Genomic DNA, 15,048 nt, shown 5'->3' with positions numbered 1-15,048 from the left:
GGTTTAACTGCTTATCAATCTATTCAACAAGCTCTCTCTATTGATGGCTCCATTTTTTCCCCTAGTTGAGCAATTACTCTCAATGATATTATCTTTGGTTATCCTCATGCAGTCAGTAGCAGGCAATACGATTTTACCATGTTTGCGGAATAGCTGGATATCTGTTGAGTTAGTGATCATCCCCCATTGAGATGTTTGGCACTTAGGAGCAAGAAGATAACCTGTTATCTGTTCTTTAGCTTTTTTGTACGCGGGAGTACCTTCTGCTAAGTTAATGATAGCATTTCCTGATACTCTCCCTTTAACTTCAATGATTAAGTATGGGTTAATCTTAGCCACTGAAAATTTATCATCGTGATTCTTGCGAGCAGCAAAATCAGCAGTGCCCTTCCCTGTTTTAAACTGTTGTACCCACTCATCAGATGTGAATCCAAGTGCATTTAGAAGGCGTTTGACAAATCGATCTTCGACTTCTGGCTCTTCTGCATTCTCTGAAATACTATCTAAAACTTCATTCCAGTTGATAGTTGTCATAACTTACACCTAGATACTTAAGTAAAATCATAACGCTTGGTTTGAGTTTGTGTCATCGTTAGCTACCTCCGGCTCTAGCTATATGAACAGTCAACATACTTTTGGATAAGTTATATATTTTATAGTGCGCTTGACATTTTTGCACATCGGTGCAATTTTGGGCGAAAATACACTGAACAGGCGATCGCACTTTTTGAACAAATGATAGTACAGAACTTTCAAACGCTAGCCCTTCCGGGTAACAGCTACTCAACTGCAAGCAATTTACTGGATCGAGTAGATGGCTGGCGCCAAGAAGCAACCCGAAAGTTGCAGCAAAGCCAGAGAGGAGAAAAGGGACAATTTTTAACACCTTCCTCAGTCGCAAGTTTGATGGCGGGAATGTTTGAATTTAACTGTCCCGATATATCGCTTTTAGATGCCGGGGCAGGAATTGGTTCGCTGTTAGCAGCCGTTGTTGGCGAACTTTGCCAGCGCCCAAACAGACCGCGCAGCCTGCACGTTACAGCTTATGAAATAGACCTTATTTTGATTGAATACCTCAAGCAAACTTTAGAATTATGCAGTATTGAATGTCAGCGTTTTGCGATATCTTTTACCTGTGAGGTTCGCGAAATAGATTTTATTCAAGACAGCGCCGATATGTTGCATCCCAATCTATTTACACAACCAGTAAAACGGGAATTTACCCATGCAATTATCAATCCTCCCTATGCCAAGATAGACGCTAAATCCCAAGCCCGAACCTTGCTGCGTTCTATAGGACTAGAAACCAGCAATCTCTACGCTGGCTTCACAGTGGCTGCTGCTCACCTGCTCAAACCAAACGGTGAATTAGTGTCGATTACTCCCCGCAGCTTTTGCAACGGTTTATACTTTCGAGATTTCCGTAAAGTATTCCTTCAAATGATGGCTTTACGCCAAGTACACATCTTTGAATCCCGACAGTTGCCATTTCGCGATGATGCGGTGCTGCAAGAAACTATTATTGTGCGCGCCACCAAACAAATAGAACAGCCAGATACTGTACTAATTACCTCAAGCAGCAGCGTGGGCGACGACCTGGTTTTGTCTCACCAACTGCCCTATACCGCCCTAATTAATCCCAATGATTCCGAGCAATTTATTCGGATTTTACCGGATTATGTCAGCCAGAAAGTAGTCGAGCAAATGGCTCAATTTACTTGCACCCTAGAGGAATTAGGCTTAACAGTTTCCACCGGAAAAGTTGTAGATTTTCGGGTTCGCTCTGACTTGCGACTAAAACCTGAGAACGGTACAGTTCCGCTGATTTATCCCGCACACTTCTCGGCTGGCGGTGTTGAATATCCCACAGCAACGAGAAAGCATCAAGCTTTAGCTGTCACGGAAAAAACGGCTGCACTCCTCGTACCTAACGAACATTATGTTTTGAGCAAGCGCTTCTCGTCAAAGGAAGAGAAAAAGCGAATTGTTGCAGTTGTCTGGGATGCCAATAAAATTAATAGTTCTAGCGTTGGTTTTGAGAACCATTTGAATTACTTTCACCAACAGGGACGCGGATTAGAGCTCACCCTGGCGCGGGGATTGGCCGTTTATCTAAATTCGAGCTTGGTAGATGCGTTTTTCCGACTGTTCAACGGACACACTCAAGTTAATGCTACGGATTTACGCACTTTGAAGTATCCTAATGTAGAGCAATTACTTTTACTTGGCGCTCAAATAGGAGAAATATTTCCTACACAGCGGGAGCTCGATCAACTTGTCGAGAGACAACTGCTGAACGATCCCAATCCGTTAGAAAATAGCCCAATGACAATCAAGAACCGTATTGATGAATCTCTAGAAATACTTGCAGCGCTGGGTTTTCCAAAAGGTCAGCTTAACGAACGTTCCGCCTTAACCCTTCTGGCTTTGCTTGACCTCAAGCCAAAGGAAGCTTGGGAATTGGCAAAATCTCCACTTCGGGGAATCACACCAATTATGGAATTTATGGAGCACCAGTACAGTAAAAAATATGCGCCAAATACGCGGGAAACTGTGCGCCGCCAGACGGTGCATCAGTTTCTAGATGCAGGTTTAATTGTTGTTAATCCTGACAGTCCCGAACGTCCGGTGAATAGTCCAAAAACTGCATATCAGATAGAAGAAAGTGCTTTGGAACTACTGCGAACCTATGGCACTTATGATTGGGACAAGAATGTTCGCGCTTACCTCGTTCATTTTAACGGAGAAAATTTTTTGCAGGGTTATTCCAAAAATAGAAATATTTGTGAGTCAGAAGGCTGCTAAAATACACTGTTTATATGGCTGCCGCTGGCATCGGAATGACATATACTGTGATGCAAGCGGTTTAATTGACCGGAATTGTCGATCGCACTCAGTAAATCAAATAAGTAACTAGCCAAAATATCTTTGCAATGGAAAAAAAGCATAACGCTGGGTTGTGGGTATCAGTATTGTATTTCGCTCAAGGTCTGCCTTACACCGTCGTTAATTTAATGTCGGTGATTTTTTTGCTAGATATGGGAGCCAGCAACCAACTGATCGGATTGACAAGTCTTTTGTATTTGCCCTGGGTTTTAAAAGGCTTGTGGGGCCCAGTTGTTGATTTGTATTCAACTAAACGCAAGTGGATTTTAACCACCGAAATCATTTGTGCTTTTCTGTTTGCTTTCCTGGCTTTTGGTGTTTTGACGCCCCAGGCAATTGTGATATCGCTGGTCATTTTTACAGCCATTGCCTTTGTGTCAGCTACTCACGACATCGCCATTGACGGATTTTATTTAAACACTCTCAATAAAGAGCAACAAGCACTATTTGTCGGTGTTCGCAACACGGCTTATAGAGGTGCTGTCATTGCCGGGAGCGGTGTATTAGTTGTCTTGGCCGGTAAACTAGCAGAAGAGCATTTAGTCACTGGAAATGGAGGCGACACCAAAACATATCAAAACATTCCGCTGTCACTTTTCGGTTCGGATTTTAGCGTGTCTGCGCTTAACTACGGATGGGCGACAGCCTTTGGCATTTGTGCGATTATGTTTGTGGTGATTTATCTGTTCCAGCGGTGGTATCTTCCCTATTCTAGAAATTACGCTATAGAAGCCGACGCCCCCCAACAAACAACAAGCTTTCTCGAGGCATTTAAAACCTATTTCCAGCAATATAAAATTGGTTGGATTGTGACTTATGTCTTGATTTTTAGGTTGGGTGATGCCTTTAATTTAAAAATGGTTCCTTCATTTTTAAAGGCTCAAGTTGAGCAAGGAGGTTTGGCAGTTTCTACCTTGGAGATGGGTCTGTTATCAGGTGTTTACGGGGTAATTTTTGGATTAATTGGAGGGTTGCTGGGCGGCTATTTAATTGCCAAACAAGGATTGAGAAAATGGATGTGGCCGACTGCAATTTTGCAAAATTCTACTAACGTGTTGTATTGGTTGTTGGCAATAAATCAACCGGCAATTAAATGGGCTTATGTCGTAAATTCGATCGAGCAATTTACTTACGGACTTGGCGTAGCTGCCTATACAGTATTTTTGATGCGGACTGTTCGCCCTGAATACGCAGCATCTCACTACGCGATTACAACAGGTTTCATGGCCGCAGGAGTGCTGATTCCGGGGGTTGTTGGCGGCTTCTTGCAACCGTATCTCGGCTATCCAAATTATTTTTTAATGAGTTCACTGGCTGTGATTCCCGGTATGCTGACCATTTTCTTTCTGCCCCTAGAAGATGAGAAAAAATTAGCATCCATGCCCAGGCCGGGACTGGACGATTTCGATTAATATTAAGTCCGATCGTTATAACTATAAGATTCGGGCGGGGGTGGGTTTAGCAATATCTGCACTACTTTTTCGATATTCAGCCGAACCTGCCCCTACAGGAATATGGATGTTTTTAATCGCTAACTGGTATAAATTGTGCGTGCCTTCATAAGATAAAATAAGGACACAACAATGTTGTGTCCCTACGGAATATCTGTATTGCCAGCGCCCAACTAAATCGCAATAAAATCAGTGGCTGTTAGCGGACTACTTAGAATGCTAGGAATACTGGCAAGAAATTCGCCGTTACGGGCAATTTCAATCGTCGTTGAAAAATCGCCTTCAGTAACTATCAGTTGGTTGAAGGTCAAACCTCCGCTCAAACCGATTAAATCTTGACCCTTTTGAAAGTCTACAAGTGTATCTGTACCGGCACCTACTCCTAACACCAATACGTCGCGTCCAGCGCCACCAATTAAGAGATCTGTACCCCCTGCGCCAATGAGCGTATCGTCTCCTTCTCCCCCGCTCAAATTGTCATCCCCTTTGCCACCTAATAGCTGGTCGTTGCCGAGGCCACCGCTAATAATATCGTTGCCTTTGTTACCGCTGAGAGTGTCGTTTCCCCCATTGCCAGTGATAATATCGTCCGCTGCCAAACCTGATGCTGTATTGTTGGCATCGTCGCCGACTAAATTATTAATTTGGGAGACATCGAGAGCAGTTTTCATTGCTACAACGTTTCCTAAAAAGGAGGTTCCCGGAGTGGTTCTTAATTGCTCTAAACTGCTGCGCGATTCCAGCGATGTTCCCAAGGCAGGCAGTGCAAAGTCTAAGCCAGCTAACAGCTCTAAATAATCGGAATCTGTGAAAGTGAAATCCGGGCGGTTCAACTGGTCTACAGAGATTTCAGTCTGAGTCAAGCCGGGAGGAGGAGAACTTAACAAACCGCTTTGGGTGTGCTTGTCTAAGACAAGTAGCGGGTCAATAATCGGGTTAGTAAATGTTTGAAGAACTACTTTTCCTGGGAGAAAAGCTTCTCCTCCCAAACTCACAAAATCGCCGCTAACGATGTAGTGAGTTACATTTTTTCCGGCACCGACTTTCTGCTTGAATGTATTGACAGTGTTCTGATCAACTCCGGGAGAATTAAAGGTGACAACATCTCCGATAGTAGAGGTAAATTCAGTGGCGGCTAGTTGCGTTATGGCGCCGCCCAAGCTGTGTCCCAGAACGTCTGGTGGCAAACGGCTGGGGTTTTTTGCTGTATCTTGACTGATTTGTGTCAGCCAATTTCCTAAGGCTTGTTTGTTGGCTTCAAATTGGTTGAAACCGGCGCCGCGCTGGTCTGCGTTGGCAAGATCGTCTACGGGCGAGTCGGTGCCGCGAAATACTAAAACCGACGGTTTGTCTGGGGTGGTGGAAATTAAGCCGATCGCGTGAAATCCAGTCGCGGGATCGTCAAAAGTGCGATCGATTTGGTAGCCAGCAGCGCTCAAACCCGTTTGAACTAAGGTTTGAGACTGGGGGTTGTTATCTATGTAAACAAGTTGCTTGGCTATAGTTTCGTAAGCGGCGGGGGATGAGGGCATATTTTTTTATTTCCTGTCGTTTGATGGGGAATTAGTTTTTCAGCTACTTAACTAAGTTTACAATAAACTTCGTTTATTAACCATATTAATTGGTCAGTTTTAGTGGCTTTTTAGGGACAATTCAAGCGCCATTTTTTTGTTACAAACAACAATATCGCTACAAAACCCACCCGGGTTTCGCGCCACCAAAAATACAAATTTTTCTCGCCCTCAATCTATACAAAATCTACCCGCGTAATATCGCTTGCCACTACGCCTCTGAGAGTAGCAAGAACTTCACCAGTAATCGGGATAGTAATTAAAGCTCCGTCACCCGCTTGGGTTACTCTAATTTGAGGAAAAGTTAGACCCCGCGACAGTGTAATTAAATCTTCACTATCTTGAAAATCTACAATCACATCGGCTCCGCCGCCGGATTCCAATACAAAGCGATCGCGCCCCGCACCACCAATTAAAAAATCGTTGCCAAACTCGCCGGAAACCAAATCGTTTCCGTCGCCACCCTCCAAATAATCGTTATCTCTGCCGCCGTACAAGAAATCGTCGCCATCACCACCGATGATGCTGTCATTACCTCGATTGCCTCTGAGAGTATCGTTACCGCGATTGCCGATAACTGTATCCTCTCCAGGGCCGCCGGTAGCAGTATTGTTGCGATCGTCCCCTAATAAATAATTCGGTTGTAAGGGAGCTAAACCGTATTGCATTTGTCTGATTAACTGCACAAAAGAAAATTCTGGTGCTGTTCTCAAACTCTCTGCACCCGCTCTGGTTCGGATTGGGATTGACACATTGGCCAGGGGAAAATTTAGGGCAGCGATAAATTCGTTAAAATCCGAGTCGTTGTTATAAGTAAATTCGGGACTGTTTAATTGTTCTACGGAAATTTGCCTCTGCAAAAAACCCGCGGGCGGAGTAGTTAACAAATTTTCAGCTCGATGTTTTGCCAAAACAGTTAAGGGATTAATACTCGGGTCTGTAAAACTTTGGATAAATACTTTACCCGGAATAAATGCTTCCCCAAACAAGCTGACTACATCTCCGCTGACAATGTAGTGAGTGACATTTTTGTTGCCTGCCCTGCTGAGATTTCTCCGAAAACTGGTGAATGTACTCGCTGACACTCCCGGAGAGTTGAAAGTAAAGATATCGCCGGTCAGAGATGTGTATTCGGTTGCTACAATTTGAGCGACTGCTCCGCCCCAACTGTGCCCGATGACATCGGGCAATAATTTGCTGGGGTTTTTACCTGTATCTTGACCGATTTCTGTTATCCAGTTTTTGATATTATCTTTGTTCTTTTCAAATTCAGGTAAACCAATGTCCCGCGAGTCCGAAAAGATAGCGTCGCCGTCGATGAAGTCTGTACCTTTAAATACGAGGGCTGGCGGGTTTTCGGGATTAGATGAACCGAACCCGATCGCATAAAAGTTTGTTTCTGGGTCGTCGAATATGCGATCGATATAGTAGCCATTAGTATCTAGGAAACGCGAAACTTCATTGGCTGCGCTTGGCTTTTGATTCAAAAAAACAATTGATTTAGCCAGAGCTTCATAAACAGCAGGCGAGGCACTCATAATATTATCTTTTCTGTTTGTTGGTATTGGCGATCGCTCTCTTGTTGAGCTAAGTGCCCAATAGCAGCCATTATAGCTGACAAGATTTTATGGTAGACTTGATAATATCAACTCAAGAATCAAGTTTTTGCGGTTATGGCTATCATTCGTCAATACATTGCTCCATTTATAGCGATATTAGTATTTTTTGCGGCTCTGGTAGCAGTCAGCGCTCGCATCTTTTTGCCTGCTGACATGGCTGCCCCGGCACCGATTGAGGAAGCGATCCCCCAAAAGCAAGCGGCAGTAGTGAATCCAATTTTCTTGGGGCTAAATTATTCCGCTTTGCGTGTCCGGTGAGCTGATGTCTGCTCAATTAATACCGGGCTACGGGCTGCGCTCAGGATCTGGACTCGATCGGGCAAAACTGGTAAAGTTTATGCACCGGACTTACCGAGAGCTTTACCCGGATGGGGAATTGGAACATTTGGCTCAAACTGTCGAGCAGTATTTTTCTAACCAGACGCCGGTTTGGTGGGTAGAGTGCCAGAAAAACAGCCAGGAAGAGGCAGAAATTTTGCCGGTGCTTCCCTCGCAGTATCTCAATCCACAATCTCAAGTCCAAAATCTGACATCGGTTGTCGGATGTTTGTGGTTGGGAAATGCGATCGACCAAACCACCGGAGAACGCTACGCTCACATTTTTTTGCTGTACGTAGCACCGGAACATCGCCGTCTGGGGATCGGTGCAGCTTTAGTTATTCATGCTGAAAATTGGGCGCGGGAAAGGGGCGATCGGCAAATTGGTTTGCAAGTATTTCTGAGCAATCAGCCTGCGGTGAATCTCTATCAAAAATTAGGCTATCAAAGTCATTCCCTCTCGATGCTCAAGTCTCTTTAAAAAATAAAATGTAATGTTTGTAGTAAGGACGAAGAGTTTTGATACAGAAAGAAGCTGAAAACTTTGTGACTTTATTGGCACTTAAGTCTTGACTGCGAACTTTATGGAGGACTGAAGTCCTCACTATGAACCACATGAGGACTTCAGTCCTCCCTCGGAATACTTTTATTGGTATTATCCTAGTTGCTGTTGACCGTTGTCTGAGTTGCTGAGGAGCATCCTCTGTGCGGTAAAGTTTTTTTATGAACAATAACGACTACTCCAACGCCCTTGATACTGACACGGAACTGGAAAGCCCTTTGGATCAAATTTATGAATCCGAACCCCCGCTGCCAGATCCCGAGGAAATGCTGCCTTTGCTGGAATCCCCAGAACCTCAGCACCGGATGATTGCGGCGCGGGCTTTTTGCGAACTGCAGGACGATCGAGCAATTTCGCATTTAATTAATTTGTTGAGAGACGGTTGCCCCCTGGTGCGGGTGAGCGCAGCTTATGCGTTGGGGCGAAATCCGAGTCCCGATGCTGTGGAACCGCTGATTCTTCAGCTTAACTGCGACTGGAACGGTTACGTTCGCAAAGGGGTAGTTTGGGCCCTGGGAAATTGCAGCGACCACCGCACTTTGCCATCTTTAATTGATGCTCTGAAAACTGATATTTCGGCGGTGCGTTTGTGGGCGGCGAGTTCTCTGGGTCAAATGGCAAAAGTTGGTTACTCTGTGGTGATTGCTGCGATTCCGCCGTTGATTGAAGCGCTGCGGGGAGATTCTGTATCTGCTGTGCGAAGTAATTCCGCTTGGGCGATCGGGCAACTGGCCCGGGAATTGCCGAATAATATAGTGTACGCTGGGGCGATCGATGGTCTGATTGAAGCTTTAGAAGAAGATGAAGATATGGGCGTGCGGGAAGATGCTAAATCTTCGCTCTTGCGAGTCGGCGACCCGCGCGGATTGCAGATAATTGAAGACTTAGAAATGGAAGGACTTTTGTGATATCATTACCACAATTAAACACCACTTACTAATTCCCAATTATCAATTTCATCAATCCTAAGACAGAATTTGGTTTCAAAAAAATCTTTGCTTCGCCCCAAAGCAAAGACATTTTGATTAGCTTCCTCAATGCTCTGCTCTATGACGCACAGCCAACCATTGAAGATTTAGAAATTATTGACCCTTACGCCGCGCCGAGCGTTACTGGATTAAAAGACACTTACCTGGATGTTAAAGCCAAAATTACAGGCAACAAAACTGTGATTATCGAAATGCAGGTAATAAATGTAGAAGCTTTTACTAAACGGGTAGTATACAATGCCGCCAAAACCTACGCAACTCAACTCAGGCCCCGAGAAGGATACTCGAAATTAAATCCTCTGATTGCTTTAACAATTACGGATTTTGTTCTGTTTGAGAATACCGAAAAATTTCTCACCCATTTTGTATTTAAAGAACTCGAAGAAAACTTCGAGTATTATAACAGAGAAATCGAATTAGTGTTTGTCGAACTTCCCAAGTTTAACAAAGAACTGGAACAAGTCGAAAACCTAATTCAAAGCTGGATTTATTTTATCAAAAATGCTCCCCTCTTCGAGGAAATTCCCGAAAAATTTGCATCAATGCCCGAAATTCAAACAGCTTTTTCCATCGCCAGCAGAACTAATTTAACCCTTAAGGAATTAGAGGAATTGGAAAAGCGGGAAATGTTTTTTGAAGACCAACGCGGTGCTATTATTAAAAGCCGCCAAGAAGGCATAATTGAGGGGGAAACAGCATTAATCCTGCGTCAAATCGCGCGGCGCACTGGCGAAATCCCACCAGAAATTAAAACTCGCATCCAGCAGTTATCTCTGGAACAACTACAGGATTTAGGAGAAATCTTGTTAGACTTTACCACTCAAGAGGATTTGATAGCTTGGTTGGACTCGGCTTCAGCATGAATTTATAAGTTTTGCACTCCTGATACTAAATCCGCCTTTAATACCCCCTTCATTATTTATTTGCCGCAGGCCAACTGTGTTTGTGTAATAGCGGTTTCAACCGCCGAGTTTCTAATCTAATAAGTCAGGTTCCCGGCGCACTATCATGTCATAAAGCGGTTGAAAGCTAAACCATCCCATCCGGTGAGACCCTACTTGCTGCTGTGTAAAACGCGCACATTCTGGCTTGATGAGAATTGGTTTTCCCGCTGCTTCGGCCATTAACTGCGCTTGACAAGAACGTTCCATTGAAATAAACCACCAAGCCGCTTCATCTACTGTTTGACCTACTGTTAACAGTCCGTGATTTTGTAAGATAAGGGCTTTTTTCTCACCTAAAGTTTTGGCGATGCGTTTAGCTTCTTCGATTTCCAAAACAACTCCGGTGTAATCGTCAAATAAAGCTTGGTCTTCATAAAAAGAACAAGCATCTTGCGTCAGGGGGTCAAGCAGGCGGCCCAAACTCGACCAACTTTTGCCGTAGGGAGAATGAGCGTGGGCTGCTGCGATTACGTCGGGGCGGGCGCTGTGCACTTGGGAATGAATGGCAAATGCTGCTTCGTTTACGGGTTTATTTCCTTCAACAACTTCGCCTTTGTGGTTGACTAAAATTAGGTCGCTGACTCGAATTAAACTAAAGTGCATTCCAAAAGAATTGACCCAAAAATGGTCGAGGTGTTCGGGGTCGCGGACGGTGATATGTCCGGCCACTCCTTCGCTGAATCCGAAGCGGGCAAATAATCGGAATGCGGCGGCTAAACGCTGTTTGCGGTGGCGGCGTTCTTCTTCAAGTGAGTTGAATGTTGGGGGTTGAAAAGTGACTTTGGGGATTTTTATGGCAACCATATATTTTATTAGTGAAAAGACAGGAGGCAGAGCCTCCGAATCGGCATTCCCAGTCAGAGACTGGGAACGAGATAAATTTTGAATTGGGAAATTTGAATTGGGAACTGTGGGGCCGGGATATTGCCTGCCGTGCTAACCTGGGATTTCACTGAGGCGCAAACCTGCGATGTTTTTGCAGTCAAAGGTAGCGTTGTTGCCGGGGCGACGTTCTATTAATTCGATGATTTGTCCGGCGGGGTTTTGCAGAAACCACTGGGTTAATGAGCCGGAGTTTAAAGGACGTTCTGATAGCGGTTTAAAGTTTTTGTTTTGCCATATTTTAGCAGCATTCTGCACGTTTTCGACTCGAATCGCGACGTGGTGAACTGCTTCTAATCCTCTTTCTTGCTGGAAGCGGTCTGTTTGGTCGCCGGCTGCGTGGGGCGCATCTAATACTACTAAGCCGCCTGCTGGCATTAATAAGGTCATTAAATGCAGCCACAAGTCGGAGGGAACATTAATGTTTTCCCCACAAAAGTTGAGCGGGAACAAGTCGGGGCCTTCAACTGTTTTGGCGCCGAAAGGGCGGAAAGATGCGGCGTAGTTTTCGAGTTCGGTTCGGGTGGGAAATGTGATGACAAAGTGGTCGATTGAAACTGCTTCGCCGTACAGGTTTGTCTCAAAAATCCAGTTGGTTAAAAATTCAGGATTTGTAAATTTTGGGTTAAGTTCCACCAAGCCATTTTTTTCTATCAAAGGTGAGTCAAGATGGCTGTCAGTGTGGTTCGGGAATTTTAGGGTTTTCAGCTTAACGTTTTTCATGTATTTGACCCCGATGTGGAAGGAGGCAAAACTGCGAATTTCTTCTACAGGCTCAACAGCAATCACATTTTGTGCCTCTTAATTCAAAAATAACACAAAATTTAATAATTGCCCGTCTAAATCGAGTTCATTTGCCGATCGCCAAACCGGCCAACCACGCCGTAGTCCAAGCACTTTGGAAGTTGAAACCGCCCGTTACGCCGTCGATATCCAAGATTTCGCCAGCAAAGAAAAGTCCGGGACAGCGGCGGCTTTCCATTGTCTTGAAATCGACTTCTTTGAGGTTGACACCGCCGCAGGTGACGAACTCTTCTTTAAATGCACCTTTTCCTGCAATCTGATATTCGCCTTGAACGAGTTCTTGCAGGAGGCGATCGAGGATTTTGTTAGATAAGTCGGCCCAGCGTTTTTGCTCATCAATCCCGATCGAACTTGTCAAACGTTCCCAGAGGCGGCGCGGCACCGGAAACGGACAGCTAGAGACAATCAATCGGTGCGACAACTGCGACTTAACCGCTAGCAGTTGCTGCCGCAAAACTTCCGCATTGTACTGGGGAAGCCAATTAACCAGCACAGATGTTTTATAATGGCGATCGTGCAAAAATCTCGCACCCCAAGCAGAAAGTTTCAGGACAGCAGGCCCGCTTAAACCCCAGTGAGTAATTAGCAAAGGCCCGCTTTGTTCTAATTTAGCTCCCGGCAATTTCACCTTAGCATTAGGAACAGAAATTCCGGCTAAATCTTTGATTCTGCTGTCGGAAATATTAAAAGTAAATAGAGAAGGAACGGGCTGTTCTACAGTATTACCTAACTCTTTTGCCCACTTATAACCCGACGGATTGCTGCCTGTAGCGAGAAGAATGCGATCGCACTTCAATTTCTCCCCGGATTTCAACTCAATTTCAAACCTAGGGGCGGTATCCCCTTGTTCGCCCTCTGCGGTGTTGCCCGTTAATTTATTTACTGAAACTACTGCATCGCCGGTGCGAATTTTTACGCCGGCATCCTCAGCAGCCCGGATCAAACAGTTAACAATTGTCCCCGAATCGTCGGTGGTCGGAAACATTCGCCCGTCTTCTTCTGTTTTCAACTTCACACCGTGACCTGCAAACCATTCTACAGTATCGCGCGGTTGAAATCGAGTAAAAGCACCGCGCAGAGCTTTCCCACCTCTGGGGTAATTCTGCACTAAAACACCAGGGTCAAAACAAGCGTGAGTAACGTTGCAGCGCCCGCCGCCAGAGATGCGAACTTTTGCCAGGAGTTGCCGGCCAGCTTCTAGTAAAGTGACGCGGGCCTGGGGGTAGGTTTTGGCAGAGGTAATTGCACTAAAAAAACCAGCAGCACCGCCGCCGATAACTGTAATTTTGAGGATTCGATCGGACAAATTTTTTCTCGCTTATTCTGGTTCAAAATCGGATTTTTTCGCCCCGCAAGTGGGACAAACCCAATCGTCGGGGATATCTTCAAAGGGTGTACCGGGATCTATGCCTCCGTCGGGATCGCCTACTTCGGGATCGTAGACGTAATTGCAAACTGTACAAGCGTATTTTTGCATTTGCTTAACTCAATTTTATATTGTAAGCCTATAGATTGTACTGGACAACGCAACCTTGTGCAATACCACTTTCACAAAGTAATGAGACTTTCGGCCCTTCCCAAATTATTAAAAATTAAATTTTTCACAAATCTAAAATCTAAAATCTCATTAAGTCTTGCACAATTATAAAATCTCAAATCTCAAATCGTCAAAGCCTCCAGAACCGCAGTTCTAGAGGCTACATTGTATTTTTTATTAGTTTACTGCGATTGGAAGACTAGACTTTCGCTAAAGGCTTAGTCCAAACACCGTTTTCATCTTCTTCGTACTGCTGGTGAATGGCGTCCCAAGCGGTGTGTTCGGCTTGTATCGAGTCGTTGCTTTCATCAAATGCGGCGTTGTATGATTCCATAAAGGTTTTTTGAGCTGCTTCCGACAGGTGCGATCGCACTTCTGGAGACAAATCTGCCGGACTATTGCAGCGACCTTTAACTGCGCGCGGCAGGGTCATCTCGCTAACTGAAACTTCTTCGCCGCCTGCACTTTCTAGCAAGAGTTGAAATTCGCCCGATTTATCTGCGGGGACTTCTGCCATCACGAGAAATTCGCCTGCTTCAACGCGGGTTTGATAGATAGTTGCTTTGTCTTCGGGCATTCCCAAAGTGACTAAAGCGGAAACTAGACCAGCACCGGCCGAACCTGCGATCGCCCCGCTAGCTGCACCCAACAGTGCAGCACCCAGCGGGCCCGCCGAGACTACTGTACCGACAAAGGGAATAACCAGCAGGCCGACGCCAGTTAGCAAAGCCAAAAAAGAACCGAATAAGGAACCAAAAATCGCCCCGCTTCGCAGACCGCCTAAAATCACATCTTTTTTAGTAAGAAACCCGGCAATTCTAGTTTTAGACTGAAAGTTTTTTCCCATGACTGAGATGTGGTCGCGGGAAACTCCGCGATCGAGCAACCGCCGAATTACACCGTCTAATTGTTCTTCTTCCTTAAAGACGGCTGAAACTGTGCGTTCGGCTAAATATTCCTCGGTCATTTTTCCTCCTTGATGATTGGTCGATTAGTTTTGATAGTGTTCAGTATAGGAAGACACGGTAGGGCGCTCGCATCGACCGCGAGATAGAGGTCGATTTATCAGATATAGTTTGAGGATCTATCAAAAGAGTTAAAGATTTTTTGAAGTGCAATTGCTCATCTATTAGAGACAGTTGTTCAGATATAATATAACCTTTTAACTATTGCTGTTTTATTATATTTTAACTGCTCAAATTTCTCGTACATTCCGATTACAAGCACTTTTCATCAGCGTTTTCTGCTGCTATATCTGCGTCAATTTTGTCTGGCTTCGCCTAATATTAGGCTAGTACACCATAAATTTGCGATCGAGTCAAATGCGGTTTTTCATCAATAATTTTTTATGGAGTCAGCCCAGCATTAAAATCAATAGTAATATTTTTTACGGTAATTCGGGTTTTGGCAATGCGGGGGCGGCAGTCGCCAGTTCCCGGCGTGCTGACAATTAGCGTTCCAATCTCAACCGTAGTTGTCATATTT

15 protein-coding genes are annotated in these 15,048 nt (G+C 44.8%); 6 read left to right on the top strand and 9 right to left on the bottom strand.

The genetic code is table 11. The features are described from left to right. Positions 1-3: 3 nt before the first annotated feature. Positions 4-534, bottom strand: coding sequence for a hypothetical protein (locus QUA71_RS09900; RefSeq protein WP_333284463.1), 531 nt, complete (start codon positions 532-534; stop codon positions 4-6). A gap of 201 nt (positions 535-735) precedes the next feature. Here QUA71_RS09900 and QUA71_RS09895 point away from each other — a divergent pair, with 201 nt between their 5' ends. Continuing rightward, a complete protein-coding gene (locus tag QUA71_RS09895) occupies positions 736-2,805 on the top strand; it encodes an Eco57I restriction-modification methylase domain-containing protein (protein WP_333284461.1) in 2,070 nt (689 codons plus the stop codon). A 128-nt stretch (positions 2,806-2,933) separates the two neighbouring features. Then, complete coding sequence (locus QUA71_RS09890; protein WP_333284459.1) at positions 2,934-4,298, top strand: MFS transporter; 1,365 nt, start codon at positions 2,934-2,936, stop codon at positions 4,296-4,298. A gap of 212 nt (positions 4,299-4,510) precedes the next feature. Here QUA71_RS09890 and QUA71_RS09885 read toward each other — a convergent pair whose 3' ends face one another. Both QUA71_RS09885 and QUA71_RS09880 read right to left on the bottom strand, forming a co-directional pair. Next, the gene (locus QUA71_RS09885) at positions 4,511-5,869 is read right to left on the bottom strand and encodes an alpha/beta hydrolase (protein ID WP_333284457.1); all 1,359 of its coding nucleotides are present in this window, start codon (positions 5,867-5,869) and stop codon (positions 4,511-4,513) included. Positions 5,870-6,084: 215 nt separating this feature from the next. Continuing rightward, positions 6,085-7,446 (bottom strand): calcium-binding protein, encoded by a 1,362-nt coding sequence (locus QUA71_RS09880; RefSeq protein ID WP_333284455.1) that lies wholly within the window; start codon positions 7,444-7,446, stop codon positions 6,085-6,087. Positions 7,447-7,581: 135 nt separating this feature from the next. On the opposite strand from QUA71_RS09880, the gene QUA71_RS09875 reads away from it, so the two are divergent. The 4 genes from QUA71_RS09875 (at position 7,582) to QUA71_RS09860 (ending at position 10,259) form a co-directional block, all read left to right on the top strand. Then, positions 7,582-7,785 (top strand): hypothetical protein, encoded by a 204-nt coding sequence (locus QUA71_RS09875; protein WP_190663521.1) that lies wholly within the window; start codon positions 7,582-7,584, stop codon positions 7,783-7,785. Between the two features lie 4 nt (positions 7,786-7,789). Continuing rightward, complete coding sequence (locus QUA71_RS09870) at positions 7,790-8,326, top strand: GNAT family N-acetyltransferase (RefSeq protein WP_333284453.1); 537 nt, start codon at positions 7,790-7,792, stop codon at positions 8,324-8,326. Between the two features lie 242 nt (positions 8,327-8,568). Further along, complete coding sequence (locus QUA71_RS09865) at positions 8,569-9,315, top strand: HEAT repeat domain-containing protein (protein ID WP_333284451.1); 747 nt, start codon at positions 8,569-8,571, stop codon at positions 9,313-9,315. 41 nt (positions 9,316-9,356) lie between these two features. Continuing rightward, positions 9,357-10,259: an Rpn family recombination-promoting nuclease/putative transposase gene (locus tag QUA71_RS09860; protein WP_445243773.1), complete on the top strand. Its 903-nt coding sequence runs from the start codon at positions 9,357-9,359 to the stop codon at positions 10,257-10,259. A 111-nt stretch (positions 10,260-10,370) separates the two neighbouring features. Here QUA71_RS09860 and QUA71_RS09855 read toward each other — a convergent pair whose 3' ends face one another. The 6 genes from QUA71_RS09855 to QUA71_RS09830 all read right to left on the bottom strand — a co-directional run bounded on the left by QUA71_RS09855 (position 10,371) and on the right by QUA71_RS09830 (position 15,044). Continuing rightward, a complete protein-coding gene (locus QUA71_RS09855; protein ID WP_333284449.1) occupies positions 10,371-11,144 on the bottom strand; it encodes a class II aldolase/adducin family protein in 774 nt (257 codons plus the stop codon). Positions 11,145-11,276: 132 nt separating this feature from the next. Further along, complete coding sequence (locus tag QUA71_RS09850) at positions 11,277-12,011, bottom strand: hypothetical protein (protein WP_333284447.1); 735 nt, start codon at positions 12,009-12,011, stop codon at positions 11,277-11,279. Positions 12,012-12,072: 61 nt separating this feature from the next. Then, entirely contained in the window at positions 12,073-13,332 is a 1,260-nt protein-coding gene (locus tag QUA71_RS09845) for an NAD(P)/FAD-dependent oxidoreductase (protein ID WP_333284445.1), read from the bottom strand. A 12-nt stretch (positions 13,333-13,344) separates the two neighbouring features. Further along, positions 13,345-13,503, bottom strand: coding sequence for a rubredoxin (gene rd, locus QUA71_RS09840; protein ID WP_333284443.1), 159 nt, complete (start codon positions 13,501-13,503; stop codon positions 13,345-13,347). A gap of 259 nt (positions 13,504-13,762) precedes the next feature. After that, a complete protein-coding gene (locus QUA71_RS09835) occupies positions 13,763-14,530 on the bottom strand; it encodes a ChaB family protein (RefSeq protein ID WP_190739058.1) in 768 nt (255 codons plus the stop codon). Between the two features lie 379 nt (positions 14,531-14,909). Continuing rightward, positions 14,910-15,044 (bottom strand): hypothetical protein, encoded by a 135-nt coding sequence (locus QUA71_RS09830; protein WP_333284441.1) that lies wholly within the window; start codon positions 15,042-15,044, stop codon positions 14,910-14,912. Between the last annotated feature and the right edge of the window lie 4 nt (positions 15,045-15,048).

Source organism: Microcoleus sp. MON1_C5, assembly GCF_036701875.1.
Classification (GTDB): Bacteria; Cyanobacteriota; Cyanobacteriia; order Cyanobacteriales; family Microcoleaceae; genus Microcoleus.
The sequence above is the reverse complement of the archived record's forward strand: the minus strand, read 5'-3'. Positions and strand labels throughout refer to the sequence as shown.

Excerpts from the sequence above, each read along its gene's own strand:
- QUA71_RS09900 (WP_333284463.1), bottom strand. The coding sequence starts at position 534 with ATGACAACTATCAACTGGAATGAAGTTTTAGATAGTATTTCAGAGAAT.
- QUA71_RS09895 (WP_333284461.1), top strand. The coding sequence starts at position 736 with ATGATAGTACAGAACTTTCAAACGCTAGCCCTTCCGGGTAACAGCTAC.
- QUA71_RS09890 (WP_333284459.1), top strand. The coding sequence starts at position 2,934 with ATGGAAAAAAAGCATAACGCTGGGTTGTGGGTATCAGTATTGTATTTC.
- QUA71_RS09885 (WP_333284457.1), bottom strand. The coding sequence starts at position 5,869 with ATGCCCTCATCCCCCGCCGCTTACGAAACTATAGCCAAGCAACTTGTT.
- QUA71_RS09880 (WP_333284455.1), bottom strand. The coding sequence starts at position 7,446 with ATGAGTGCCTCGCCTGCTGTTTATGAAGCTCTGGCTAAATCAATTGTT.
- QUA71_RS09875 (WP_190663521.1), top strand. The coding sequence starts at position 7,582 with ATGGCTATCATTCGTCAATACATTGCTCCATTTATAGCGATATTAGTA.
- QUA71_RS09870 (WP_333284453.1), top strand. The coding sequence starts at position 7,790 with ATGTCTGCTCAATTAATACCGGGCTACGGGCTGCGCTCAGGATCTGGA.
- QUA71_RS09865 (WP_333284451.1), top strand. The coding sequence starts at position 8,569 with ATGAACAATAACGACTACTCCAACGCCCTTGATACTGACACGGAACTG.
- QUA71_RS09855 (WP_333284449.1), bottom strand. The coding sequence starts at position 11,144 with ATGGTTGCCATAAAAATCCCCAAAGTCACTTTTCAACCCCCAACATTC.
- rd (WP_333284443.1), bottom strand. The coding sequence starts at position 13,503 with ATGCAAAAATACGCTTGTACAGTTTGCAATTACGTCTACGATCCCGAA.
- QUA71_RS09835 (WP_190739058.1), bottom strand. The coding sequence starts at position 14,530 with ATGACCGAGGAATATTTAGCCGAACGCACAGTTTCAGCCGTCTTTAAG.
- QUA71_RS09830 (WP_333284441.1), bottom strand. The coding sequence starts at position 15,044 with ATGACAACTACGGTTGAGATTGGAACGCTAATTGTCAGCACGCCGGGA.